General features: G+C 66.6%; 19 protein-coding genes and 1 pseudogene. 8 read left to right on the forward strand and 12 right to left on the reverse strand.

Annotated elements, in window-relative coordinates; all coding sequences use genetic code 11:
- Nucleotides 1–52: 52 nt before the first annotated feature.
- Nucleotides 53–262, reverse strand: a complete 210-nt coding sequence (locus tag ACWIHY_RS31395) for a hypothetical protein (protein WP_141754356.1) — start codon at nt 260–262, stop codon at nt 53–55.
- 129 nt (nt 263–391) lie between these two features.
- Between ACWIHY_RS31395 and ACWIHY_RS31400 the strand changes: the two are divergent.
- The 4 genes and pseudogenes from ACWIHY_RS31400 to ACWIHY_RS31415 form a co-directional block, all read left to right on the forward strand.
- Nucleotides 392–796, forward strand: a pseudogene (locus tag ACWIHY_RS31400) (helicase associated domain-containing protein); the annotation flags it as partial.
- 408 nt (nt 797–1,204) lie between these two features.
- Complete coding sequence (locus tag ACWIHY_RS31405; protein WP_454379458.1) at nt 1,205–1,774, forward strand: hypothetical protein; 570 nt, start codon at nt 1,205–1,207, stop codon at nt 1,772–1,774.
- The gene (locus ACWIHY_RS31410) at nt 1,771–3,984 is read left to right on the forward strand and encodes a hypothetical protein (RefSeq protein ID WP_454379460.1); all 2,214 of its coding nucleotides are present in this window, start codon (nt 1,771–1,773) and stop codon (nt 3,982–3,984) included. Before ACWIHY_RS31405 ends, ACWIHY_RS31410 begins: the two co-directional genes overlap by 4 nt.
- 30 nt (nt 3,985–4,014) lie before the next feature.
- Nucleotides 4,015–6,066 (forward strand): hypothetical protein, encoded by a 2,052-nt coding sequence (locus tag ACWIHY_RS31415; RefSeq protein ID WP_454379462.1) that lies wholly within the window; start codon nt 4,015–4,017, stop codon nt 6,064–6,066.
- A gap of 153 nt (nt 6,067–6,219) precedes the next feature.
- Here ACWIHY_RS31415 and ACWIHY_RS31420 read toward each other — a convergent pair whose 3' ends face one another.
- The 6 genes from ACWIHY_RS31420 to ACWIHY_RS31445 form a co-directional block, all read right to left on the reverse strand.
- On the reverse strand, nt 6,220–6,399 hold the full coding sequence (locus ACWIHY_RS31420) for a hypothetical protein (RefSeq protein ID WP_454379464.1): 180 nt from the start codon (nt 6,397–6,399) through the stop codon (nt 6,220–6,222).
- A 92-nt stretch (nt 6,400–6,491) separates the two neighbouring features.
- Nucleotides 6,492–7,406, reverse strand: a complete 915-nt coding sequence (locus ACWIHY_RS31425; protein WP_454379465.1) for a hypothetical protein — start codon at nt 7,404–7,406, stop codon at nt 6,492–6,494.
- Nucleotides 7,407–7,770: 364 nt separating this feature from the next.
- Nucleotides 7,771–8,877 (reverse strand): YncE family protein, encoded by a 1,107-nt coding sequence (locus tag ACWIHY_RS31430; RefSeq protein WP_454379467.1) that lies wholly within the window; start codon nt 8,875–8,877, stop codon nt 7,771–7,773.
- 363 nt (nt 8,878–9,240) lie between these two features.
- Complete coding sequence (locus tag ACWIHY_RS31435; RefSeq protein ID WP_454379469.1) at nt 9,241–9,513, reverse strand: hypothetical protein; 273 nt, start codon at nt 9,511–9,513, stop codon at nt 9,241–9,243.
- A gap of 540 nt (nt 9,514–10,053) precedes the next feature.
- Entirely contained in the window at nt 10,054–10,422 is a 369-nt protein-coding gene (locus ACWIHY_RS31440) for an STAS domain-containing protein (RefSeq protein ID WP_454379471.1), read from the reverse strand.
- On the reverse strand, nt 10,419–11,858 hold the full coding sequence (locus ACWIHY_RS31445; RefSeq protein WP_454379473.1) for a PP2C family protein-serine/threonine phosphatase: 1,440 nt from the start codon (nt 11,856–11,858) through the stop codon (nt 10,419–10,421). The genes ACWIHY_RS31440 and ACWIHY_RS31445 overlap by 4 nt, the downstream gene beginning before the upstream one ends.
- Before the next feature lie 341 nt (nt 11,859–12,199).
- On the opposite strand from ACWIHY_RS31445, the gene ACWIHY_RS31450 reads away from it, so the two are divergent.
- From ACWIHY_RS31450 to ACWIHY_RS31460, 3 genes are all read left to right on the forward strand, one after another.
- Nucleotides 12,200–13,414, forward strand: a complete 1,215-nt coding sequence (locus ACWIHY_RS31450; protein WP_454379475.1) for an IS110 family transposase — start codon at nt 12,200–12,202, stop codon at nt 13,412–13,414.
- 311 nt (nt 13,415–13,725) lie between these two features.
- Nucleotides 13,726–14,532 carry a helicase associated domain-containing protein gene (locus ACWIHY_RS31455; RefSeq protein WP_454379477.1) on the forward strand — a complete coding sequence of 269 codons (807 nt, stop codon included), beginning with the start codon at nt 13,726–13,728 and terminating at the stop codon, nt 14,530–14,532.
- A 367-nt stretch (nt 14,533–14,899) separates the two neighbouring features.
- Entirely contained in the window at nt 14,900–15,250 is a 351-nt protein-coding gene (locus tag ACWIHY_RS31460) for an RNA polymerase sigma factor (RefSeq protein WP_454379479.1), read from the forward strand.
- A gap of 27 nt (nt 15,251–15,277) precedes the next feature.
- On the opposite strand, the gene ACWIHY_RS31465 is transcribed toward ACWIHY_RS31460, so the two are convergent.
- Nucleotides 15,278–16,102: a hypothetical protein gene (locus tag ACWIHY_RS31465; protein ID WP_454379481.1), complete on the reverse strand. Its 825-nt coding sequence runs from the start codon at nt 16,100–16,102 to the stop codon at nt 15,278–15,280.
- Nucleotides 16,103–16,334: 232 nt separating this feature from the next.
- Here ACWIHY_RS31465 and ACWIHY_RS31470 point away from each other — a divergent pair, with 232 nt between their 5' ends.
- Nucleotides 16,335–16,625 carry a hypothetical protein gene (locus ACWIHY_RS31470; RefSeq protein ID WP_454379483.1) on the forward strand — a complete coding sequence of 97 codons (291 nt, stop codon included), beginning with the start codon at nt 16,335–16,337 and terminating at the stop codon, nt 16,623–16,625.
- 145 nt (nt 16,626–16,770) lie between these two features.
- On the opposite strand, the gene ACWIHY_RS31475 is transcribed toward ACWIHY_RS31470, so the two are convergent.
- The 4 genes from ACWIHY_RS31475 to ACWIHY_RS31490 form a co-directional block, all read right to left on the reverse strand.
- Nucleotides 16,771–17,352: a hypothetical protein gene (locus tag ACWIHY_RS31475; RefSeq protein WP_454379485.1), complete on the reverse strand. Its 582-nt coding sequence runs from the start codon at nt 17,350–17,352 to the stop codon at nt 16,771–16,773.
- Nucleotides 17,353–17,598: 246 nt separating this feature from the next.
- On the reverse strand, nt 17,599–17,883 hold the full coding sequence (locus ACWIHY_RS31480) for a hypothetical protein (protein ID WP_454379487.1): 285 nt from the start codon (nt 17,881–17,883) through the stop codon (nt 17,599–17,601).
- Between the two features lie 74 nt (nt 17,884–17,957).
- A complete protein-coding gene (locus tag ACWIHY_RS31485) occupies nt 17,958–18,203 on the reverse strand; it encodes a hypothetical protein (protein WP_454379489.1) in 246 nt (81 codons plus the stop codon).
- A gap of 16 nt (nt 18,204–18,219) precedes the next feature.
- Entirely contained in the window at nt 18,220–25,041 is a 6,822-nt protein-coding gene (locus tag ACWIHY_RS31490; RefSeq protein WP_454379491.1) for a polymorphic toxin-type HINT domain-containing protein, read from the reverse strand.

Genomic DNA, 25,041 nt, shown 5'->3' on the forward strand with positions numbered 1-25,041 from the left:
CTGTTCTCTGTCATTGCGGGTCAGGGGTGCAACCCGATGCGGACCCGGCCTTTTAGGAAGCCGGGAGCCCGGTCTGGAGCAGGCCGCCGGGGCCGAGATTGAGAACGCTGGCGGGGCTTACGTCGATGTCCGGGAGTCTGATTGTGACCTTGCCGAAAAGGGGGTCATCAGCGGGAGCTGCTGATGCGGGAGCGACGGGCGTGAGAAGGGCGGCGAGAGTGAGGGCGAGAACGCCTGCCAGCCGCTTGAATGATGTGGCCATGCGACAGACGTACCCCGGCCGACCGGTGCCGTGCGGGAAAGTCACCCGATGGAGTACGGGTGCCTGCGGTCAGCCGATGGCACGCGCGGGCGGCATCCGGCCGCCCAATCCTGCTGAGGCTGCCGAAACGGGGTGCTGTTCGAGGGCGATGACATCGGGCGGTGGCTTCAGCGACAGAAGAACCCGGGCACCTGGGCGCAGCTTCTCCCCGAGCAGCAGGAGCGGCTGGCGAAACTGGGCGTACAACCCGCTGAGGCGCCGTCTCCCGCCCCCGCGGCTGCGCGTACGACGAAGAGCCCAAACAAGGCACAACAGGCATTCCAACGCGGCCTGACGGCCCTCACACAATGGGTGGAGCGGGAAGGTCATCGGCCTGTACCGCGCGGCCACGCTGAGGAGATCGTGGTCGACGGCGAGACGGAGCCGGTGGTCGTGAGGCTGGGTGTATGGACATCGAACACCCGCGCGAGACGGGACAAGCTCGCCCAGGAGCAACTGGACGCGCTCCGGGAACTGGGCGTGGAATGGGCGTAGAGCAGCACTCGGTTGGTGGCCCGCTGAACTCCGACGATCGTCCGAGCCGCTCATGGCGGCGCCGGACCGGATGTGCTGCGGGATCCGATGATGCCGTGAGGCCTCGAATGGCTGTCGCGCGACCCAGGTCGTCTTCTTCGGCGTTAGGGCTTGATCAAAGGGTCACGCCAGTGTTGTCATTCAGTACTCTCCGCGCACGATCCGTTCGTGCGCGTGACGTTCCAGCGTCGTTTGGGTGTTGGGGGATGCGTGAACAGCAGGTTAGTGAGCCGTCACCGGCTTGGGGGCGGGAGCACCTCACAGTCAGCATCTCGCCTACTCGTGATCATGGATGTGTTGGGAACTCCCGCAGATCGGGACGGTGCCGTGCCCGGTGCTGTCAAAGCGGTGCGCTCCCTCACTCGGCTGGTGAAGATCGATTTCTGGCTGCGCAATCCGGACTACCTGGCTCATGAGCTGTTGACCGAAGTGGAGGAAGGCCGTCAGCCTCCACAGGACACGCTGCTCTTGGTCGCAGGCATGATCGGCGGGACAGCGCCGTCACTGCATCGCTATCCGATGGCCAAGTACCTCTACGGGGCGTATGAGCGTCCCGACAACGCATTGGCCCTGCTGGCTTCCCGCAAGCACATCAAGATGCTGCGGGTCAATGAGAGCAGTGCCAACGCCCGCAAGGACTACTACCTCTTGCCCAAGGGACAGGCCGCGGCGACCGCCCTGCGAGAGCAGGTTCCGCCGATGCAGTGGTACGTGCGTCAGGCTGAGGCCATCGGCTTGATACCGGAAGCCGTCAGCGGAGGGCTCATGCGCCGGCGCCAGTACGAGCATCCAGGGTATGAAGCTGCGGTCAATGGCCGCCTGATCCCTGAGATCACTGAGGAAGTGACCAAACGGGCGGAGGACGTGGCGGGGCGGTTTGGCCTTGTCTGGCCGCCGGATTCATCACAGGACGTCGCAGATGGGGGGCCGCAGACATGACCGAGCTGTGGGAGGGCGGTGTTGATGCCGAACCCATCGTGGGTGCGGATGGGTGGATTTCTGAGGTCGTTCGCCGCTCTCGGTGCGGTGAGGAGGAGGTTCGCCAGGTCCTGGCTGCCGAATCGGTCCGGCCTCCGACAGGCTGGAGCACCGGTCGGCACACTTTGGAGGTGCGCGGGGTGCACTTCGCAGGGATCAAGCAGCTGCGGGATGCACCTCCTGCTCCATTCTCCTTCGCCACCGCGATTGGCCCGGGGGTCAGCGGATTCGGCACTCATGAGGTGAACGACGCGGGCAAGTCGAGCTTCTTGCACATCATCTTGTGGGCTATCCGCGGCCGGACCGATATCCAGGACGACGTCAAGAAGTGGCTCCGCGGTGTACTCGTGGAGCTCGCTGTCGATGGTGAGCGCATGGCATGCGTCTTTTCGATCCACAATCGACGCCCGCGCGGCACGGTGTGGTTGCTAGCTCCGGATGCCGAACTTCCGTGGGACGGTTTGAGGCAGGCCAGCGACGAGATCGTGCGCACGGCCTTCGAGGCGAGCGGGGATGCCACGGTAGCTACCCCGGAGCTCACTGAGGAGATCAACAGGATTCTGCGCCCGTACGTGCAGCATGAGCTTGCCTCCTTCTCCTCTGGAGGAGACATGGAGCGCGTCATGGACGGGATCATGACGTCTCGTCTGGGCTTTGAAAGCATCCCCAGCTGGGCGGCCCGACGCGAGAGCGACCGTATCGACGAGTCCGACGGGACCATGGGCAGGCAGGGGTGGCCCACCTGGAGCGGCGCCCTGCTGATCAGCGACCCCAGCATCAAGGTCGTGCTGGGCGAGGAGACATTCGCAGCGGCCCGCCTGCTGCAGGTCTATCTCGGCAGTCCTTGGGCTCCAGTCGCCGCCACCGCCCAGGCTCACGTCAAGCAGTTGGAGAACCGCATCTCGGTGCTGACTCGGCAGACCGAGCAGGCCAGCACCGCGCACAGTGGAAGCCTCGACAACCTCCAGCAAGAGATCGAGCAGATCGACGCCTCTCTGGCAGCCTTGTCACCCGCACCCGACCCTGTCCAGCTCGGTCAGCTCGCAGGCGAACTGCAGCAGGCTTCGGCGGCATATGCACAGGCCAATGCGGTGTGGCTGGAGCGCAGCGAAGCCTACGGGAACACTTCGAAGCTGCTGGAGTCCGCCGAAGCCGATCAGGCGGCACTCGCGGAGGCAGCCCACACCCGACGCTTCTGGCACGCGCTCAAGCCCACGTGCTGCCCTCGCTGCGAGACGGACGTCACCCCCGAGCGGTGGGCAGCGGAGAAATCCGGAAGCTGCTCTCTGTGCGCCAGTGATCTGGACCTGGATCTGGAAGCGGACCAGGAGCAGCAAGTGGCTCCGGCCTCGCCCCAGGATCTGCACCAGCTACTCACGGCCGGGGAGTCCATCGGCTTGGATTCGCTCGACGACCTCACCCAGACCCGCCTGGCCATCCTGCAGCTGGAGGAAGCACTTGCGCAGGAAGAAGGTGCGCTGGACGACGCCAAGCGGCAGCGTGAGCAAGCCGCAGCCGTGCTGGCGAAGGCCCGCTCGCAACTGGAGAGCATCGACACGTCGGTGGCCGAACGCCGCATGGCATTGCAGCTGCGCCGCGCCGAGCTCAGCGGACAGCTGAGCGAGCGCCGCGGCGCCAAAGTCGCACTGTTCAGTCAGCAGATCGACGCCCTGCGCAGGCGTTTGAAGATCGTCACTGCTGCTGAGGCAGTATCAGTGGATAGGCGCGGCGCCGACCAGAGCGAACTTCTGGCGAAGGTCAACGAGCAGCTGACCGCCATCGGACAGCACCTGGGGGTCTCGCAGCTGACTCGTGCGGAGCTAGACGGTGGATGCCGGATGGCTGTCACCAAGGGTGGCACGACCGTAGCGTTCAGCAGGGTCAACGTGGGAGAACGGCTGCGCCTGAAGATCGCTGTGGTGGCAGCGCTGCTGCGGGTCGGGAAGGAGGCCGGCGTCACCAGGCACCCCGGCCTGCTCATTTTGGACTCTGTCGGACGCGAGGAGACCAACCCGGCACACGTAGCCCGCATGCTCGAAGAGCTCATCCAACTCACCGGGGAGATCCCGGGCCTGCAGGTCATCGTCACCAGCGCCCACGGCGCCTACCTGACCGATGCCTTGGGCCCTGATCGGACCTACCTGGCACAGCCGGGGCATACGCTCTGGTGACGGCCGCCGTCGAGGAATTCAGGGGGAGATATGAGCCGCGTACTGGCGCGCTTGGAGTCCCTGCGCGAGGCCGAGGCTGACCTCACCCTGGACGCTTTGGGGGGTATGGAAGCGATTCTGGCTGACCAGGAAGACCTCCTGGCCTCACCCGAGATGCCGCTTCTGGTCAGCGTGCTGCTGCACGAGTGGCCGCAGCTGCCAGCACCGGAGCAGGCCGCAGCCTTGATCGTCGAGAGCATCCCGGTACAGGACGCCTTCGCACTTGAAGACATCGTTGACGATGCTCTCTCTTGTCCCGAGGCTCTTCCGCTGCTGGCCACCCCTATCAGCCGAGCCTTGCGGCGCCGGTCCGGTGGCGCCGACGCCGAGGCCGGAATCGCCTTGGAAGGGCTGACGCGCCTGGCTCTGGGCGGCTGGATCCGCTCGCTGCAGGTGCGCAGCCAGCTGGTCGAGCAAGCCACCGACCTGGCCGAAGGCATCGTGGGCTCCGACCCCGACCCCGACCCCGTATTGATCCAGCGGATCATCCGCGCCCTGGGTGCTGCCGCCGAGTGGTGGGATGACGCTGAAGTGCCCTCCGCGCTGGAAAGCCTGCTGTCGCTGGAAGCCTGCGAAGACGACATCACCTTCGAACTGGCCATGCTCCACATGCGAACTGGGTTGGCCAAGAACACCCTGGATGAGGCCGTTCCAGCGTTGCGGCAGGCCCTGGTGTGGCTGGACCGGTGCAGTCGCTACGAAGACCGCCTGGACGCCCGCATCTTCCACACCGCTCTGGACGCCCTGCTGTCTTTCACTGCAGGCAACTCCATCTCCGACGCCACCCTCGACGACCTGCACGCACTGGTGGTGGAGTACCGGCTGACCGGCCTCCGCGAGCGGCCCACCTGGCGCCAGCCTCGAGCGGATGCCACCGCCGCCTGGGTTCAATTCACCGACCGCCTGCACGCCCTGCACAGCCTCGACGAGGTGTGGTGGGACCCGCCGGCGCTCATCTCCGCCATTGCCCAGGCCTACAGCGCACACCGAACCATCCGTCTGCTCGTGCCGCCCGACATCCCCCACGCCGATGAGCCGCCCGCGTCTGGTGACGCCACAGCACTTCCGCACCTGCTGCAGCCCCGACTCATGAGCTCGCTGACGGCCAGGGGTGACAGCTCCGCCTTCCTCGATCGGTGGTTGTCCCTCCACGCCGACGACCCCAGCGCCAGCAAGGAAGCCCGGGCCGCCGTTCGTGAACTGCGGGACTTGATGCACACCGGAGGCGGCAGTGAAGACCCAAAAGGCCGTGAGATCGAGGTCAGCGCCGTCACCTCGGCGCTGGCCCTGGCTGCACCGGTGCGAGACCGCCTGACCGCACTGCTACACAACCAGCCGGAGCTCGCCGAGGACCTCAACAAGTCCGGTCGGGCCGTCCTTGCCGCGCGCGAGCCCGATCTCAGCGACTACGCCAACACCATCTTGCGCGAGCTGCAGGAGGACATCGACCGGATCACCGGCATCGGCGGAGAAGCTGCACTTCGCGTCGAGGAACTGCTGGTCTTCCTCCTGCGCTACACGCGCTGGTCCATCGAGGCCGAGTCCGGCGGCCCGCTGGGCGAACCCTTCCTGCGGCCTTTCACCAAGGAAGAGGAATCGCCGAAGGAGGTCGATATGGCCAAAGACCTCGCCAAACGCCTGTACACGTCGGTCAGCACCAGCCCGCGTTGGGAAGTGAAGAACCTCGGCGCCGGCCGCACCGACATCGTCCTGTTCTACGGCGCTTTTTACATCGTCATCGAGTGCAAGCAAGAACCCAAGAACGCATCTATGGACTATCTCTGCACCCGCTACAGCGTTCAGCCCGCCGAGTACGGTGCCACTGATATCGCCGTGGGATTTCTCGTTGTCCTCGACCTCACCCCCAAAACCCGCAAAGCTCTGCTCCACCAGTGCCTTCGCGTCACAGAGGTACCCCCAGCCGAACCCGGCGGCCGCCCCCACGCCGTGATCACCGTACGTATCCAGGGGAACACCAGATCCCCCTCGTACTCCTCAACTCCCGCTGCCTACCGCCAGCGCAGCCGTGTAGATCAGCCCTGATCTAGCGATCTGGCATCCTGCGGCGCCATGTCCGTTCAACGAGCGCCGCTCAGGTCGGCCCTACCGCCAAACGAGGGAAGGCGGCCGTCGCAGCCGGAGCCCCGGGCACCATGACTGATCTCCCGGGGCTCCCATCCTGTGGCGGAAGGCGTTCTACACGAGCGTGCCCAAGGCCTGCTCAGCCATCTGAATGCCGACCTGGGCGGCCGCCGTCGCTCCGGCCTCCACCAGCATGGCCTTGACCTGGGTCGCGAACTGCCGCATCCGGCCCGGCTCGGGGCTCGGCGACGTCGCTTCGTCATGGAGCTCCTGGGCGACACGCTCCAGTTCCACGCGGTCCGTCTCGGGTATGCCCAGGGTGTTGCTGATCTGACCGACGTAACCGGCCAGCTGGACGAACGCAAAGGGGGGCGTCCTCGCTGGACTCAGGTCAGTGGGGTGTTGGCCAGGACCCGGCGCAGGATGCTCCAGGAGAGGTCGGACTCGGTGGCGAAGGGGCGCTGCTCCTTGGACTCCTCGTCGATGTAGTTGAAGGAGTCACGGCTGTAGCTGTCACCGTCCTCGTCCTCGACGCCGGTCTGCTCCGGGTTGAGGTAGACGTGGAAGCTGGCGCCGAAGTCGGCGGAGGCGTTCATGTAGCCGGGGCCGGTGGTGCCGCCGCCGTCCATCGGGCAGTACACCTGGTGCACGGCGTAGTTGTCCCTGGACAGCCAGGCGCACTGGCCGGGGGTGAGGGTTAGCAGGCCGAGTTTGCGGGCGTCCCAGTCGAGGTGCTCGTAGACCATGACGTCGAGCTGGCCGGCGAGGCAGAAGACGATGCCGGTGGTGTGGCCGTGGGAGTGGATGGGCGAGTAGTGCTGAGCGGGCCAGATCTCCAGGACGACGGGCGAGCCGATGTCGCCCTTGGGGTGGTCGTGGGGGTGGAGGTGGCCGTGTTCGGCGGCCAGGTGGTCGTAGTCGCCCCGGCCGGTGCAGGCGACGCGGATGTACGGCGGGTGGGTCTTGTCGTGGTTGTACTTCTCCACCAGGATCTGGCGCAGCAGTCCCACCTTCTCGCCGGGTGCGGTGGCGGGGGCAAGGTGTTTGCGCATCGCCTCGATCTCCCACGCCGACAGGCGCAGGTCCTCGGCCTTGCGTGCGAGGTCCATGACGGCCGGTGGGATCATGAGCTGGCGGGCGTACTCGTCGAAGGACGTGGCCTGCCCGATCACGAGGGACGGGGCGGCCTCGGCACCCCTGAGGCGCAGCTGCCGTTCTTCTTCTTTGGTGATGTGGAAGGGGTACTGTGCATCGCCGTATTCCGGTTGTCCGGCGGGCGTCTGGGCGGCGGTCAGGCTCATCAGTGGGGACTCCTTTGTGTGTATGTGTGCCGCGGCTCGGCGCGGCACACATGCACGTCGCGCTGAGCTGGGGCTGGACTGGAGAGGCGGGTGTTCGGGGTTGACGTACCGGCGTGGGTGCACTGGGGCGGTGCGACGCAGGTGCGGGCACAGATGGCGGCTCGGCACATGGCGGGGCAGCTCGCGCCGGCTGCGAGGCGATGCGCTCAGCAGCCCGTGGCTGATCCGTCCGCGCTTACGGATCCGGTGGTGTTGACGCCGCTTCGGTGGCCGCCCGCCACTGCGAGGGGGCGGCTGCGCGCGAGTGAGGCGCCGCCCTGCGCAGTGGGTGCGCGCCTTGCAGGGCGGTGTCTCTGGTGGGGTGTCAGTGGCTGGGCAGGCGGGTGGCCCTGAGGCCGTCGAGGGGGTACTCCTGGGGCAGGCGAGCCGGGTCGCCCGGCACGGTGATCGGCCGGGACGTGCCCGCGGCGAGGAACTGGTCGCCCACCGAGTCCAGGTATGCCTTGCCGTCCTGGGCGATGACGTCAACGCCGGAGGCTTCGGCTTTCGCGCCCTTGACCGTCGGCAGGTCGAAGGAGATGCGGAACTTCCTGACGTCCTCCGCCGTGCCGCTGTCCTTGCCGATGGCGGTGAGCGTGAGGTCGAAGCTGTAGACCCGGCCCCGGGGCTCGCTGTTCTCCCATGTCCGGTTGAACTTCTTCGTCACGGTGATCTCGTCGTAACTGGGCGGGACGGGCAGAGGGGTGATGCGCCCGGCGCCGTTCATGATCTCCAGGTTGCCGACGGGCACCCTGCCCCGTCCAATGCGCTGCGAGTGGTCGGGGATCTTTGCTGTGGTCAGGTCGAGGTGGTTGACGTTGCCGGCGGAGTCGACGGCGTAGAAGTTGCCGTCCTGGTCGAAGAAGGTGGCCGAGTACGCCTTGCGGGAGCCTGCCGCGGTGCTGGCTTGCGCGGGCGGGAAGACACCCTGCTTGAGGACGGTCTTCATGGGCTGTCGGCCCGGGTCGACGAGCAGCAGGTCGCCGTTGTCGCCCTCCACCGAGTACAGCCGCCCGTCCTTGGGGTGGTAGGCGAAGTCGTCCCACCGGCCGCCTCCCGGTGCGTTGCGGGCTGTGGTCTTCCCGGCTGCCACATCGATGGCATAGCTGGGTGTACCGGGATTGCTGACGGCGAAGAGGGTCTTGCCGTCGGGATCCATGTCGCCGTCGAACCAGGGGCCGTTCGGCAGCCCGTCGATGACCTGTTCCTTCAGGGTGCCGGCGGTCACGTCGATGGTGATGAGCTTGTTGCGGCTCACCGCCAGCAGCAGGGGCTCGGTGTCGTTGCCGCGGTACTGCGCGCCCATGGCGGTGTAGCCGGCTTCGTAGGGCCGCACGTTCTCGACGACACGGGTGTCACCGTCGATGGGGTCGAAGCGGTAGATCCGGGTGTGGGTCCTGCCGACGGCGAGATACACCTTGCGGTGAGCCATGAAACCAAGCGTCCTTCCATGCGACTTCGGAACGCTTCGAAAACTGCCCCTGATCCACACCGGTAAGCACACTAGGTATTCGTTCGAATACAATAAGCCACAACGGCCAACAGCAGGAGCACCACTCATAAGAGCGACGCTGCGTCTCGTGAGTAGCCGGAGGTATGCGACGGGCGTCTGCTAGGCGCTGCCCCCGGCCGGCACCGTTCCCGAGCGCGGGCTGCGTACCCGGGTCGCCCTGGCGGCCGGCTCGGTCAGAACCCGACTGGCTCAGAGCCCTGTGGCACGCGCTACCACGGCCCTGGGAGTAGCCCGCCACGGCCGGGCAGGACGGTCCTGCCCGGCCGAGGTCTCGCCCGGACGTCAGCCGCGGAAGCGGGAGAGCCAGGTGCCGCCGGCCTTCTGCTCGAGCACGGCCTGGTCATGCTCCTGGTGCTCGGGCCCGGCCTGCACGGCTCGGCGTTCGGCGGCGTGGGCGCGCTGCTTGCTGTCGTCGCACAGGTGCGGGTAAGTGTCGCGTGGGGCGCCCCACCCGGCGGGCTCGATAGCCTTCCACCGTTCGCCGGTGAACCGGGTGCCGCAGTCGGCGCACACCGGACGGCCGGCCTCCCGCTCCGCCTTGTGCTGTGCGGCCATGCGGCGCAGCTCCTCCTTGTGCTCCCGCTGGCAGGCGGCGTACTCGGCCTGCTTGCGGGCGTCGTGGGCTTCGCGGCCGGGTTGCCGATCGCCTCGAGGAACGTCTGGTTGTGCGGGTCCACTCAGTGGCCTGCCTCCCGGACGCGGTGCGGCCCGGGCTCCTGCGGCCGGTATGCCTGGTGGTCGTCCTGGCGCACCGGGTGCATGCGTCGGCATCGTCCTGTTCGGCGTAGCGGGTCGCGCGGGTGCGGGAGCCGTCGGCCGCCTTTGGGAGGCTACCTCGCCTCTGTGGTCGCGGTACTGATCGCCTCCATGGTTGTAGGCACCGAAGAGGGACACACCGGCCCGGCGGGGAAAGACAGCATCCCGTGTGCTGCACGACGTCGCTCAACGTGTAGCGCCTGGCGGAGCGGATGAAGCGCGCGTCGCGGCCAGTACGTTGATCGCGACGCGCGCTTGTCCATGCCCCCGTGCCCTGCGGGAGGAAAGGCCGGGCCGTGCGGTGCTAGCCAGCTGTCGGTGCCGCCCCGGCGGATAGGTTCAGGCGGTGGTGCGGTTGCCTTGGCGCGCGGCAAGCACGGCGTCGGCGCTGGGGCAGGCGGGCAGGAGGGTGTCCATCCCCGTAACGCTGAGCAGGCGGCCCAGCCGGTCGGGGATGGCCGCCAGGGTCAGGGAGCCGTCGGCGTCCTTGGCGCAGCGCCAGATACCGACGAGGGCGTTCAGGCCGGAGGAGTCGCAGAAGGTGACGCCCGCCAGGTCGGCGACCAGGTCGGGATGCCCGGCCGCGATGAGTTCCAGGGCGCGGGCCCGCACGGCGGGTGCGGTGGCGAGGTCGAATTCGCCGGACAGTGCGATGACGGCCAGGGTGCCGTCGGTGTGCGGGACGTCGATGTGGAATGCGTCGGTCATGGGCGTCGGTTCTCCTGCCCGACGGAGACGTCGGCGGTCGGGGCGGCGGCGCTGTGAGCGGTGGTGGTGATGCCCGCGGGAGCGGCATCGGGGGTGGGGACGGACAGGGCCAGCAGGGCCACGTCGTCGCGTTCGGTATCGGGGAGGGTGTCCAGGAGCGCGACGGTGTCGTCGATCAGGCGGCCGGCGCTGACCGGCGCCGTCCGCCGGGCGAGGAAGTCGGCCAGGCCCGTGTCGTCGAGCATGTGGCCATCGGCGGTGCGGGCCTCGGTCAGCCCGTCGGTGTAGAGGAGCAGGCCCTCGCCGGGTGCCAGGTGCAGGGTGCGTGAGGCGAAGGCGGCTTCGGCGATCGCGCCGACCAGCATGCCGCCCTTGGCGCGGACCGCCTCCACCCGTACACCGCCGTCCCCGGTGGGGCTCAGGTGATAGGCGGGCGGATGGCCGCCGGTGGCCAGCGTGACCGTGAAACCGCCATCCAGAGCCGGGTCGAGCAGGCCGAAGATGGCGGTGCAGAAGCGGGTGCCGACCGCCGCGTCCAGCAGCAGCGCCGTGTTCAAGGCCTTCAGCGCAGCCGTGGGGTCCGCGTCGACGAGGGCTGCGGCCCGCAGCGTGTAGCGGGTCAGTGAGGTGACCGAGGCGGCTTCGGCGCCCTTGCCGCACACATCGCCCAGGAAGAACGCCCACCGGCCCCCGCCGACGGGGAAGACGTCGTAGAAGTCGCCGCCCACTTCCTGCGGGGAGGCTGTCTTGTAGTGGCAGGCCAGCTCCAGCCCCGGCACCGCCGGCAGCGCCGGGGGCACCAGGGTGCGCTGCAGGGTCGAGGCGAACGCGGCGATGGCCGCCCTGTCCCGCTCCGCGCGCTGCCGGGCCTCTTCCTCGGCCTGGCGTTTTTCCTGCTCGACCTTGCGGCGCTCCTGCTCGGCGCGCACTGCGCGCAGTGCCGACAGCCGCAGCTCCAGCTGGTCACGCACCATTGCCGCCAAGTCCTCGAGTGTGGAGGAATCGGCCTGACTGATCTCGCGGGGACGGGTGTCGAGGATGTTGACCGTGCCCAGCCGGTACCCGTCGGCGGTGATGATCGGAGCGGCTGCGTAGAACCGCACCCCCATCGGGCCGGCGACCAACGGGTTGGAGCAGGCGACCGGGTCCAGCAGGGTGTCGGGAATGACGGTGGTGTCATCGGTGAGCACCGCCGAGGCGCACAGGCCCGGATCGCGGCCGATCTCGGTGACGCCTTCCAAGCCGTGGGTGGCCTTGAACCAAATCCGGTCCTCGTCCACGATCGTCACCGTCGCCACCGGCACCTCGAACAACCGTGCCGCCAGAGCCGCGACCCGGTCGTAGGCGCCGTCCGGTGGGGTGTCGAGGATGTCGTAACGGCGCACCGCCCCCATCCTCGCCGCCTCGGCCGACGCGGCCAGAGGTTCCTTCGGCACTATCGCAGGCGGACTCGCTTGCTCCGGCATAACCCTCGTCTCGCTCATCCCCCCGGGGCGCCGACCAGACAGTCAGCCCCCGTTATCTTTTTCGCGGTCCTGCAATGGGGCCGCTGGCCTCCGGGCCCGGTATGACTGTGTCCCCTCTGTCGAAGTGATGACCTGGGGGGTGGTGTCGCCGGGCCCGTGGGGCGCCGTCGGAGACGCTGATGAGAGGTCCGGCCACCGCCTGGCCTGGCGCAATGCCGGGCAGTTCGCGGGCGGCAGGTCTGCATAACGTGGATGCGCGAGCACGGTGCCACCGCCGAGGCCGACACGGTCAACCACCCGGGAGGGGTGCGATGTTAGACACCGGCGATGTGGGCGTCTTCCTGGGTATGGACGTCGGCAAGACAGCTCACCACGGCCACGGGCTGACGCCGGCGGGCAAGAAGGTCTTCGACAAGCCGATGCCCAACAGCGAACCGAAACTGCGGGCCGTCTTCAACAAGCTGACCGCGAAGTTCGGCACGGTGCTGGTGATCGTGGACCAGCCGGCCTCGATCGGCGCCCTGCCCCTGACCGTCGCCCGGGACGCGGGCTGCCAGGTCGCCTACCTGCCCGGACTGGCCATGCGACGGATCGCCGACCTCTACCCGGGAGAGGCGAAGACCGACGCGAAGGACGCCGCGGTCATCGCTGACGCCGCCCGCACCATGCCTCACACCTTGCGTTCGCTGGAGCTGACCGACGAGATCACCGCCGAGCTCACGGTGCTGACCGGCTTCGATCAGGACCTCGCCGCGGAAGCCACCCGCACCTCCAACCGGATACGCGGCCTGCTCACCCAGTTCCACCCGTCACTGGAGCGCGTGCTCGGCCCGCGACTGGACCACCCCGCCGTCACCTGGCTCCTCGAGCGATACGGATCCCCGGCCGCACTGCGCAAGGCCGGCCGCCGCAGACTCGTCGAACTCATCCGACCCAAGGCCCCGCGGATGGCACAGAGGCTGATCGGCGAGGTCTTCGACGCTCTCGACGAGCAGACCGTCATCGTTCCTGGCACGGGCACCCTCGACATCGTGATCCCGTCACTGGCCGCCTCGCTCGCAGCGGTCCATGACCAGCGCCGGGCACTGGAAGCACAGATCAGCACCCTGCTGGAGGCCCACCCTCTTCACCCGGTCCTGACATCGATGCCGGGAGTCGGAGTCAGGACCGCCGCCGTCCTGCTGGTCACCGTCGGCGACGGCACCGGCTTTCCCAGCGCCGCCCACCTCGCTTCCTACGCGGGCCTCGCCCCCACCACCAAGTCGTCGGGCACCTCGATCCACGGCGAACACGCACCCCGCGGCGGAAACCGGCAGCTCAAACGGGCCATGATCCTCTCCGCCTTCGCCTGCATGAACGCCGACCCGGCCTCCCGCACCTACTACGACCGCCAACGCGCCCGCGGCAAGACCCACACCCAGGCACTCCTGCGGCTCGCCCGACAACGCATCAGCGTCCTGTTTGCCATGCTCCGCGACGGCACCTTCTACGAGTCCCGAACCTCCACCGTCACCCTCGCCGCATGACCGCCCCAAACAGCCTCATACCCGGCACCAGGTCCTTGACGAAGGACATAGAGGCACCCCCACACAGTACCGACAGGCCCCAGCCACCCGAACCGACGACGGGCTTCGCTGAGAACTCTCGCCCCTGAGACAGCATCAGCCGCCATGGGATAAGGCCCCACGACAGTGATCCCGCCCATCGATCTCTCACTTCACGACAGCGGCCCACCTGCTCGCAAACAACCGCTGACCAGCCCCGGAACCCCCACCCCAGCACACCACCACCGACAATCAGCACCACCGACACCAAACCGAGAGATCACAGCGGGGACATGGACGCTGACCGCATCACCCAGCTGGAAAAGCTCGGCATGATCTGGTCCCACTACGACGTCGCCTGGGAGGAAGGCCTGGCTGCCGCGCGCGGGTGGGCCGCCGAACACGGTCACCTCCTGGCCCCACTGGACGCCACTTACCAGGGAGCGGCCGTGGGCATCTGGCTGAAGAACGCGCGGGCCGCCGCCCGACGGGCGGTGGAGCTGGAGCGACGGCAGGCTGAGGGCCTGCCGCTGGCATCGTGGGCCGGGGCGCTGTCGGACGAGCGGCTCGAGCAGCTGGAGGAAATCGACCCGTCCTGGTGCCCCGCATGGCCGGTGACCTGGCAGCGCGCCTTCCACCTCGTTCGGATGCACCTCGACGCCGGTGGGACCCTGCCCACCGAGGCGGGCGAAGTCCTACGCCAAGGCGAAGACCTGGGGCGATGGGTGACATCGGTCCGGCTCGGCTGGGACCAGCTCAGTGGCGTACAGCAATGGATGTGCGAACACGTCCTCGGAATCACACCCGCAACCGAAGACGAGAAACCGAAGGCCCGTACGAGCCAGGCACAGAAGTGGGCAATGCACCTTGCCGCCGCGACCCAGTTCTTTGAGCGTGAGGGCCACCTCCGGGTGCCACGCAAGCACATCGAGACGATCATCATCAGCGGCGACGGGACGGGGAACGGTGGTAGCGGCGAGGACCAGGAGGTACGGGAACTCAAGCTGGGGACATGGATCGGGAATCAGCGGAGCAGGGCCGCGACGCTGACACCGGGACGGATCGAGCAACTGTCCGCGATCGGAATGCGCTGGGCGTGATGGGCGTCGTCGTCACCGCGGCCGTCCCACTCGCGGTCGGCTATCTGCTCGGGCGTCTGCCCCGTCCCAACTGTCAGCACCAAGCCCCTGCCATAACAGCCCTGTACAGCGACAACACATCTCACGCTGTACCGACCGGCGACAAACCGACCCGCATCAACGCCAAAAACTCAGCACCAAATCGGCATCCATGACAGCAGCTAAATCACCCACGACAACCCACTGAACAACAGGGAGACCGAGACTCGGCCACTGACATCACCATGCCGAATCACCACCGACCAAAACCCGCAGATCATCAAAGAACGCACGGGCCGCAGCGAGGAAAGCGCGGGAGATCGAGCAGCGGCGTGCCGAGCGGCTGCTGGTGGAGTCGTCGGCCGGGGCGCTGTCGGACGAGCGGCGTTGGCACAAGACCAGGACCGACGCCGCGTTGCGGCTCTGCATGGATGACGTAGCCCTCCACGACGTCCCCACCGCATCCGCCGGCCCCTTGGAATCGGCGCAGGACAAGCAGGAATGGCGAGCAGCCATGCGGCTGATCTCCAAGCTCCCCGAACGACAACAGGCCGTCCTCGCCTACTCCGTCGACGGCGCCACTACACGCGAGATCGCCCACCGGCTCGGCATCACAGAAGCCACCGTCCGCTCCACACTGCGGCACGCCCGCACACGGCTCGCCCGCATGCTCGACTGCCCTGCAGCAGACAACTGGTAACTGTCAGCCAGACTGGACGGCTGAGGGTTAGGAGTGGCCGAGGCCCAGGTGAGCACTGATGCGGGCCAGGTGCTCAAAAGCGTGTCCCTGGCGGTCGGCGGGGTCCTGCTTCTGGTAGTCGCGCTGTTCGTCGACCCAGTGCTCGTCGACCAGGGCTGCGATGCTGGCCCGGATGTCGGCACGCAGGGCTTCAGCTGCTGTGGTGGGCGGCAGGGGGGCGTCCGAAGCCGACTCGTCGACGGAGGGGGGCTGGGTGGTGGTCAACGCCTGGGCTGTGAGTTCGTGGACGCTGCGGCCGGGCGTGCTTCGGGGGGCGGCGGTGGTCGCCGTCAGCTGCTCTTCCTTGGTGGCCAGGGCGTCCAGTACCGCGAGGTGATGGGCGAGTGTGTCGCGGTGGTCTTGTACGCCTTCGGCGGCTGCCCGGAGCGCATGCCACAGGTGGTACTCGGTGCCAATGAGGTTCTCGAAGTCGGCGTACCGCTCAACGTGTTCGGCGACTGTCAGCAGCATGCATGCGGTTTGCTCCAGGAGGCCGTACTCGGCGGTTGCTTCATTACCGAGGAGACCCAGGGCGTCAGGCATGTCGGGTGTGCTGCGGACCTGAGCTGTCAGCTCCCGTACGGCGTCAGCGGCGTGCACCGCACTGGTTGCCTGCAACCGGGCCACGCGCACGTCCACCTGGTGGGCCGGCCCCTCGGGATTGATGCCGAGGGCGACAAACCACTCGTTGAGGATCTGAACCACGTCGGCACCGGCCCAGTCTTCGCCGAGACATTCCTTGAGGGTCCGGAAGAGTTCGCTGATGTGCTGACCTGCGCAGGTAGCAGGGTTGTAGTTCAGGAGGGTCGGCACGGTCATGTCCTCACGTCGTGTTCGGGGTTGGTCGCCGAGCCGCACGTCGTGTGCAGCTGGCGGTGTGACCGTGGCCGAGCGCGGGGCTAGCGCGGCAAGCAGACCGGGGGAACACCTGCGGGCCCGCGCCCCGCCGGTGACGGCACGGGCATGGAGGTTGGCTAGGCAGTTTCGTTTGGATCATGATGGCGGCGAGTGACCGGCGGGTGCTTCCAAGTGGCACTCTTGGGCGATGCAGCCATGGGCCCCATCCGTCGAGAACGACCTTCGGCATCTGCTCAATGAGTGGGATCCGATCGGCGTCGCCGACGACGTGCAGGACGAGTACGACTGCATGCTCGCCCCCTTGCTCCAGCGGCTGCGTGGCGGCGCCAACCAGACCGAGATCGGAGAGTTCCTACGACATGAGCTGGAGGATCACTTCGGACTCGATCCTCTCGGCCTGCGACCCGAAGCGATGGCTACCCGAGTGATCGCCTGGTGGACCGCTGTCGGCAAGGCCGATGGCACCGGCAGCGCGTAGCTGCTCCCTCCAGACTGCCTGATCGTTGGTCAAGGTGTGCCGTTGACTGACGCGCAGTGGGCGCGGATCGAACCCTTACTCCCACGGCGGGCCGCTCCGCCACCACTGCCGGGCACAGTGGCAGCGGGGCGGCTGGCGGGTGTTGTCAGGCGCACAGGGCCGGGGTGTTGGCGGGGATGGTGGCGGGGTGGAAGAACACGTCCCCAACCAGGCGGGAGTGGAGAGTGACGATGCCGCTGGGCAGTTCCAGGTGGATGCTCACGGTGCGGGTGCGGGTGCGGGCTGCCTGCCAGGCGAGCGAGCGCAGCCAGGCGCCGGAGACCGGGTCCTCAGAGAACGCGTCGCCGGTCAGGACGGAGCTGGTGTAGTGGCCGTGGGCGATCAGGCCCGTCTCCTTGGAGGTGAGCCGGTGGACCAGGGCGAACTTGCTGCCGGGCCTGTGCCGGGTCTGCCACCAGCCGGTGACCGTCCGGTCGGCCAGGGTCAGGCCCTTCGGCTGGCCGGGGACGATCCACCGGCCGTCGTAGTGCATCCACTCGGTGCCCTGGGGGCAACTGGCGCTGTCGCCGTTACGGAAAGGCGGCAGCGTGGTCTGCGCCCGGCCGCCGCGGGCGCAGATGAAGAACTCGGCGGCCACGGCGCGGGGACCGTCGTAGAAGACCGGGTGGGCGGGCGCTGCCGGGGCGGGGCGGAGGACTATGACCATCGAGCGGGCGGGCGCAGGCATGGCAACTCCAGGGAAGGGGTGGCGGGAAGAGTCGAGAACAGCCGGCCGGGCTTTCGCCGGTCCGGAGCTCGACCACCACCGGCCGATAGGCCGGGGCGGGAGCCGCGTTCTCGATGCCCCGCACACTGGCTCTGGAGCAACCAAGCCGCACAACCTCTTTGCCACAGCGCCGTCACACCCCAGACGGCGTACGCGGGCGGCCCCGCACGCGGAGTGCGTGCGGAGCCGGGGCCGGAAGGCACTGAATCAGGGCCGCTCGCGCCAGTCGACTTCGACTTGGCCGTAGTAGTTGACGTGGAAGTAGTCGACCATCGAGTCCGAGCCGTCGAAGTTGTAGGCGCCGTGGATCTCCTTGAGGGCCGTCAGGATCGCGTTCAGCTCAGGGCCCGGTACCCAGCGCGGTACCCCCCACATGTCCGTCTCCTGGATGTGCCCCCAGCCCTTCTCAGGGAGGTTGTAGACCCTGACGTCGATGGAGCTGCCACCGGAGAAGTAATCGGTGCGGACGGACACCTTGATCTGCTTGGGCACCCAACCCACACACCACCTACCCCTCCAACGGCAAGAAGGCCCCCCTGGAGTCTCCAGAGGGGCCTTCTGCTAGTTCATCCCACTCTCACCTGGGCTATCTGGATGGCCCAGACCATGAAGTCCACTGAAACATCTCCGACGCGTGGACTGATGCTAACAACAGCATCCCCCCACGTACCGCCCTCCGGGATGGAGATAGCCAGAAGCGTCTCATCAGGACGCACCAATGGATCATGAAACTCGATTACCCGCTCGCCTGAAGAAACGTCTTCGAAGTCTATGACATCTACGTTTCTCCCGTTGAACTCTTCACTCGCCACGCCCGAACGCCTCATTTCAGTCCAGGAACCCAGAGAACTTGCCAGACTCCGAGAACCTGGCTCCTCGACCGTCTGGGGTGCGAACGTCAATTGTGTTCTGGAATTTGCCATTGATACGCCCATACCATGGATTCACGGTACTCCCAGGAGTGGTGAGGATATCATCCAACTGCTCCCGCCCTAGGGCGTTCCAGGCCGCCGGGTTCCTCTTTCCTGTGGGCTCAGGCCATCGCCCCTCGACCTTCCCGCGCCCCACCTTCTTAGCGAGCGCGTTTCCTGCAAGCGTTATCTTTCCCGCCTTGTCCGACGGATCGATCACCTGACCCGATTCGGAAGCCTTGTCGAGGTCAAGGTCGAGGCAATTTGAGTTGTGCACGAGGACTGGGATGTGCCCCGCCAGCACATAGTACGTATGCAGGCCTTCGATGGTCAGGTTGTACGTTCTGACGCGGTCTTGATACTGGCGGGCCTTGACGACCTTGACTGTGCGGCCGTCATGGGTACGCAGGGTCGTCCTGGGCTGGAGGTTGCCAGCTTCAATCCAGCCGCGTGCGGAGACAGACCAGAACGGATGCTCGGAGGTGGCAGTGAGTTTCTCGTTGCCATCCGGAGTGGAGATCGTCAGCTCCGTGAAGTGCTTGTCATCATCGGTAACGATGGTAGCGGTTACTTCACGCTCACTTGTTTCACCGGTCTTCGGGTCAGTCGCAAGGACCTTGTCGCCGGTTTGTATATCTTCAATGGTCTTTGTTTTACCATCGGCCATGAGAACGCCAGTCCCTGCAAGGAAGCACTTACACTTCTTGAGGATTTTACCGACGACCTTGCCGAGCTTAGCCGCCTTCAAGAGGGGAAGATCAGTGGCTGCCCAAGCGCAGCTTTCTCCGTGGCGTTCACTGAGGCATTTTCTCCACGCCTCGACGTCTGGCACAACCACCCGTATGACGATCTCTGTGAGCGCGCCGGCATTGGGGCAGGTGATTTTAAATCCTCTACCATGCGTGCACATCTTTGGTGGTTCGGCGGCGGGCGTAGCTTTGACTTCTACAACGATCCCTCCAGATCCGTTGTAGTCGTCATTGTCATCTCCATTTCGATCGCCGCCGCTACCCTCGTCATTTCCGCTGTCGCTGGCCCCCTTGCCGGGCTTATTGCCTGGTTTACGTTCGGTGTCTCGTGGATCGTGGTTGTTACCACCGGGCATGTACAGACCGGTGGGGTCGCTGTAAGTGAGCGGACTGTTGTAGGCGTAGGCGTAGCCGTTGATCTGTTGTGGTTCGACGACATCCATGACCGGGTCGACGGAGATGAACCGGCCGATGGCACGGTCGTACTCACGGGCGCCGAGGTGGATGAGTCCGGTTGTGGTGGTGTCGTCGGTGCCGCCCACGAAGCTTTTGGTGCCGGGCCAGGTTGCGGCTGGGGTACCGCGGGATTGCCCGAAGGGAAGTGTGCGGCGCTGTGTCATGGCGAGATCTGCTGCCTTGACGGCAATTTGGCCGGTGCCATTGTGGTCGGCGATGGTGAAGCTGATGGTTCCGTCGTCGGCCTGGACGGCTTGGTGGCCGTTTCCGAGGTCGATGTAGCGGGTGGCTTTAGCCTTGGTGGCGTTTTTGGGGAGAACGAGTTCGGTGTGGCCGAGGTAGAGCGTGGTCTCCCCGTTGGTGCGGGCTATTAGGCGGTTGCCGTCGGCGTCGTACAGGTACTCGGTGAGATCGCTGGTGCCGCCTTCGACCGGCTTGGTGACCTTAGTCAGGTGGCCTTCGGTGTCCCAGTCCAGGGTCTGGGTGTCGCCGTCGACCATGCGGGTGCGGGTGTTGCCAGCCTCGTCGTACGTGTAGGCGATCTTGGCCGTGCCGCCGGGCCCTACCTGATTCACCTCGCCCAGGGTGTGTGCCTGCGGGGCGCCGGGAGCGGGGTAGGTGTAGGCGCGCTTAATGTCCTTGGCGCTGTCGCCGGCGGTGTCGTGCAGGGTTTCGGTCTTGCGGTTGCCGGTCTTGTCGTAGGTGTAGGAGTGCCAGTACGGGGCCACGCCGCCGGTCGCGCTGCCTGAGGGGGCGGTCGAGCAGGTGTTGTCTGCCTCGGTCCATGCTTCGGTCATACGGCGCAGGTAGTCGTAGGTGAAGCACTGATTGTCGGTTCCGGAGCGGGAGACGTCTGCGACGGCCAGGATGTTGCCGACCTGGTCGTAGCGGTAGGTCTGGTTGCGGTCGACTCCGTTGACGCCTTCACGGTCTACCCGTGAGGCGGCAAGTCGCTGGGTTCCTCGTTCGTAGTCGTTGGTGACCTGGGTGATCTTCGCACCCGCAGCTGTGGAGGCGTAGGTGTGCTGCAGCGGCTTCCCGGTCAGCGAGTAGCTGGTAGTGGTTTTGAACCCGTCGCCCAGAAGGGAGACGGGGCGGAGGGTGCTGTCGTAGGTGTAGCCGTACGAGCCTCCGGGCAGCGAGCCGGCAGCCGAGTAGGAAACGCCGGCGACGAGACCGGAGGGCTTGTAGGTGGTGCCGGTCTGGTAGGTCCCTGCGAGAGCGGTGCCTTCGGAGGCGGGAATGTCGATGGCGGTGCGCTGGGGGCGGTAGAGCGCGTCGTACTGGGTGATGCGTGAGGTGTAGGCGTTGGCTCCCACGTAGCGGGTGCTCGAAGCGAGCTGGCCCCTGGCGCCGGTGACAGTGTCGTACGTCCACTCGGCGCGCAGGCTGCCGGTCGCGCTGTTCTCGCGGAGTTGCGTCTTGCGGCCGAGGCCGTCGTAGACGTGATGCAGGGTTTTCTTGTACTGGTCAGTGTCCGAGACAAGTTGGCCGTGATCGGTAGTGGTGACGAGTTGGCCGCGGTCGTCGTACGTGCTCTTGGTGGTACCCCGATCGGGATCGATGGTCTCAGTTTGGTGGCCGAGCAGATCGTAGGTGTATTTCCACTTGTTCCCTGCCGGATCGGTGATCTGGGCGAGTTTGCCTGCAGGGGTGTAGCGGTATGCGGTCGCGTCGTAGGCGGCGGTGGCGCTTCGGGAGTGGTGCTGGCGTAGTTCGGCGGTCTGTCCGCGCGCGTCGGTAAGGGTTGTTGTGGCTATTCCGCCCTCGGGGGGAATGACCGTGTGCCGGTCGCCGTCATAGAGGTATTGGGTGGTGGCAAGGACGGCGCCACCGTCGCTATTGCCGGCGATCTGCTTGGATTCGGTTTCGCGTCCCAGCCCGTCGTAGGTGTGACGGCTCTGTGTCTCCACGCTCAAGGCGTTTTCCGGGGTGAAGAGATCCCGTTGAGGAGCACCAGTTGCGTAGTACGAGGCGAAGGTTTTCGTTATCTGGCCGCGCTCGTCGTAGAAGGTGTCGGTCAGCAGCCGTCCGCCGTCGGGGCCTAGATCTTGGGTCTGGCGCGGGCGCAGCAGACCGTCGTAGATGGTGTACGAGGCGATCTGACCACCGTTGTCGTTCAGGGTCTGGGTGCGTACGGCGGTTTCTTTGCCTTCTTCGATGAAGTAGTCGAAGGCGTAGGAAGGGGTGAGGGAGGTGCCGCGGTTGGGCAGCCAGATCTTGGCGGAGCGGCCGAGCGCGTCGTAGGTGAGGGTGGTGACCCGGTTGTTGGTGTCGGTCTTGGTCGTGGGCTGGCCGCGCAGGGGGTCCAGGGCGAGCGTTGTTTTTTGAGCGGTGGTGGTGTCGGTGGGGTTGGCGGGTGGAGTGGTCGAGGTGACCGTGGTGGCAAAGCCTGTGGTGGGGCTGTAGGTAGTGCTCTTGGTGCGCCCGTCGGTGCGCGCGGTGCGTACCGGGGCGGCCGTGCCGGTTGTGGCGACGTTGGCGGTGAGGTCGGTGGTGGCCAGCTCACGGCCATAGGCGTCGAAGGTGGTGCCGGCCTCCAGGTACGTGGCGGTGGTGCCGTTGTGCTTCTTTAGCGTGGCGGTCGCGGTCTGGTCGCCCTTGGTGGGGGCGGCTCCGTAGGTGAGGCCGTCGTAGGCGCTGCGGACGTCGGAGATGACGTCTGTTGCACGGTTGGGGGCGGTGTTGTCGCAGTCGGTTGCCAGCGTTTCGACTTGCGAGGGCAGTGCGAGGATGGCTCCCGCGGTGGGATAGGTGGTGAGGGTGCACTGGTTGTCGTCGGCGGTTGAGGTGTCACCGCGGTCGTCGAGTTCGGTGACGCGGCCGGCGACTGTGTCGTATGTGGTCGACTTGGTGGTGGTGCGCCACTTGGCGCCCGCGCCGTTGTCGAGAGAGGTGTACGTGGTGGAGTTGGCGGTGCCGGTGAAGTTGGCAGTCACGGTGCCCCAGGAGCGGACCTTTTTGGCTGTCTCGTGGTGCCAGGGGCGTTCGATGGTCTTGGCGAGGATGTTGCCGCCGGGTCCGGAGTAGTCGACCGTCTTGTATACGAATCCGGCAGCCGCCTGGTTGTCGGTGATCGGGTCGCCTTCGCCCGTACCGAGTGTGACGGTCACCGACTTGGTGGTGTCACCGCTCGCGTCCTTGCGGTCGCCGTCCATGCCGCGCAGGAAGTAGGTGTCCTGCTGCGTCTTCATGGCGGTGTCCCCGCCCTGGCCGCCGGTCTTGACCCGTACCTGGCCGTAACCTCGCCATTGTGACCAGGTCTTGTGCTTTTCCTTGGTCATGCCGTCGTCATCGTCGTAGTGCCATGCGCCGCCGCCCAGGTACGAGTAGGCGGTCACGGTGTCCGGCGCACCGCCGGTGCGGTCGGTGGCAGTGACGGACTCCACGACGTACTTGTTGAACCAGTGGCGTTCAGGTGCTTCGATGTCGCTTCCGCCGAGCATCTGCGGGAAGCAGCGGGTGGTGTTTGTCTGCGGCGTGGGCAGAGCGCTGGCGGTGCAGGCTTCGGAGGAGTAGTTGACGTCGGTCTGGCCTCCGTGCTCGTCGGCGATGGTGGACAGCCGTGCCTTGATGAAGGGTGCGTAGCCGTCGCCGGTGGCGTCCATCCGGTTGGCCAGCTGGGTGTACGTAAGCGTGGTCTTCGGCAGGGTGATCGGCGTGGTTGCGGTGTGGCCGGTGCGCTGAATGGAGTCCAGTAGGAGTTGGTAGTCGACGTCGGCCTGCCCCCAACGGTGAGCCAGCGCCCAGGAGTCAATCTTCGCGTGGGTGCCGTCGGCCTGCAGAACCTGTGTGCTGATGCTGGTGAGGCGTTTACGGGTCCAGAAGGTGGGCCCCAGACGCCCTTCGTCGCAGTCAGTGGCGGCTGCGCAGTTCATGTCCCACGGTGTGTCGTACCAGTAGAACGAGCCGGTGCTGATGGAGGAGCAGTCGGTCTGGCTGTTGGGTATGCACCGCTCGGAGCTGGTGAAGTCGACCTTGGCCAAAGGCTTGGTGGCGTACATGGAGCTGGACTTCAGGCCGTACTCGATGCGGTCGAGGTAGCCGCCACGGGTGTAGGGGGTGTCGTCGGCGGCCTTGAGGTTGCGGCCGTAGTGGTTGGTTTCCTTGTTGTAGTAGTAGGCCATGGCGTTGCCGTGGGTGTCGACGGCGTAGTCGAGGTTCCAGCGCCATGCCTGCTGGCACCAGGACTCGGCGAAGGTGGCGCCGTGGCACTTCTCGCCTTCGTCGTCACCGTAGACGGGAACGGTCCAGGTGGAGTCGGTGGTCTCCTTGCCGTCTACCCAGCCGGGCAGGCGGTGGTGGCCGAAGTAGTAGCGGGCACCGTCCGGCGTGGTCACGCGCCAGTATTCGCCGTCGTTGTCGCCGTTGCCTCGAGTGGTGGAGGCTTGACGCTTAATGCGGGTGCCGTCGTCCTTCTTGAGTTTCCACTCGTCGTCGGCGCCGGTGGGGACGAGTTCACCGCCCTTGCCGTTGAAGTTGATGAACGCGTTGTCGTAGCCCCAGCACAGGTCGCCGGGCTTGCTGCCGTCGGCGTTTTTGATGCCGTCGTCCGCGCAGGGCTTGTAGCGGCGCTCAATGAAGCCGGGTGACAGGTCGAAGCCGTCGCCGACCCAGGAGGACTGGCTGTTGGTGCCGCCGGTGCGCCCGTCGACCGTTCCGGAGGAGTAGGACAGGCCGACCTTCGGGGCCAGATCACCGGGTACCTCGGGTACTGGAATGTCATACGACCAGCCGAAGTCGCCCGAGTTGAGGTCAGTGTTCCAGGTGGAGGACGCGGCAAGCGGCGTTGCTTTGTAGTCGCCGGTCTTGCCCGAGTCATCAGCGACCGCCGCCATAACGGTGGGCCCGGACGTGTTCAGAGGCACCGCCTTGGCGGTCAGAGTCTGCTTCTCGGTGTCGTTGTCCGTCACCACGGGCGTGGCTGTGCGGCAGGCTGCCTTGGCGGGGGTGGTGAGCGCGCAGGCCGGCAGTTTCACCAGGGTCAGGCGGGAGGCGTAGGCACCGCCGAATGCTTCGGCGAAGGAGGCGTAGTCCACCTGTGTGCCGATGGTGGCCTTCGTGCCCTTCTTGTGGGGCTCGAGGGTGAACAGCAGACCGTCGACACCTGCCTTGCGGGCTGTGGCACGCGGCAGGACGCGGGCTTCGACCTTGCCGCCCATGCTTTGCTTGGCATGTTTCGTGGACGGGGTGTTCAGCCGCACTGGCAGTTTCTGGGCCTTGAATTGTGCACTGGCCTTCACTGCCGGATCGGGCAGGCGCACCGCAGCAGACCCGCTCTTCGGCCAGGCTGCCTTGGGCCTGTCCTGCGGGGTCCGCGGCCCCTTCTGCACCGTGCGCGGGACGACTTTCCCGCTGTCACGCCCGGCGACGGGCTTCTCCGACTTCGGCAGCCCCGGGAGGTTGCTGTCCGCGGAGGCCGTCGGAGCGAAGGCTATGGCCTGGAGGAGAGTGGCCACCATGACCGTCGAGGCGCCCAGCGCGATTTTGCGCCGCAGCCGCCCGCCACGACGAGGTGGAGATATGCCGTTCAT

This window comes from Streptomyces sp. NPDC055287 (genome assembly GCF_053646035.1).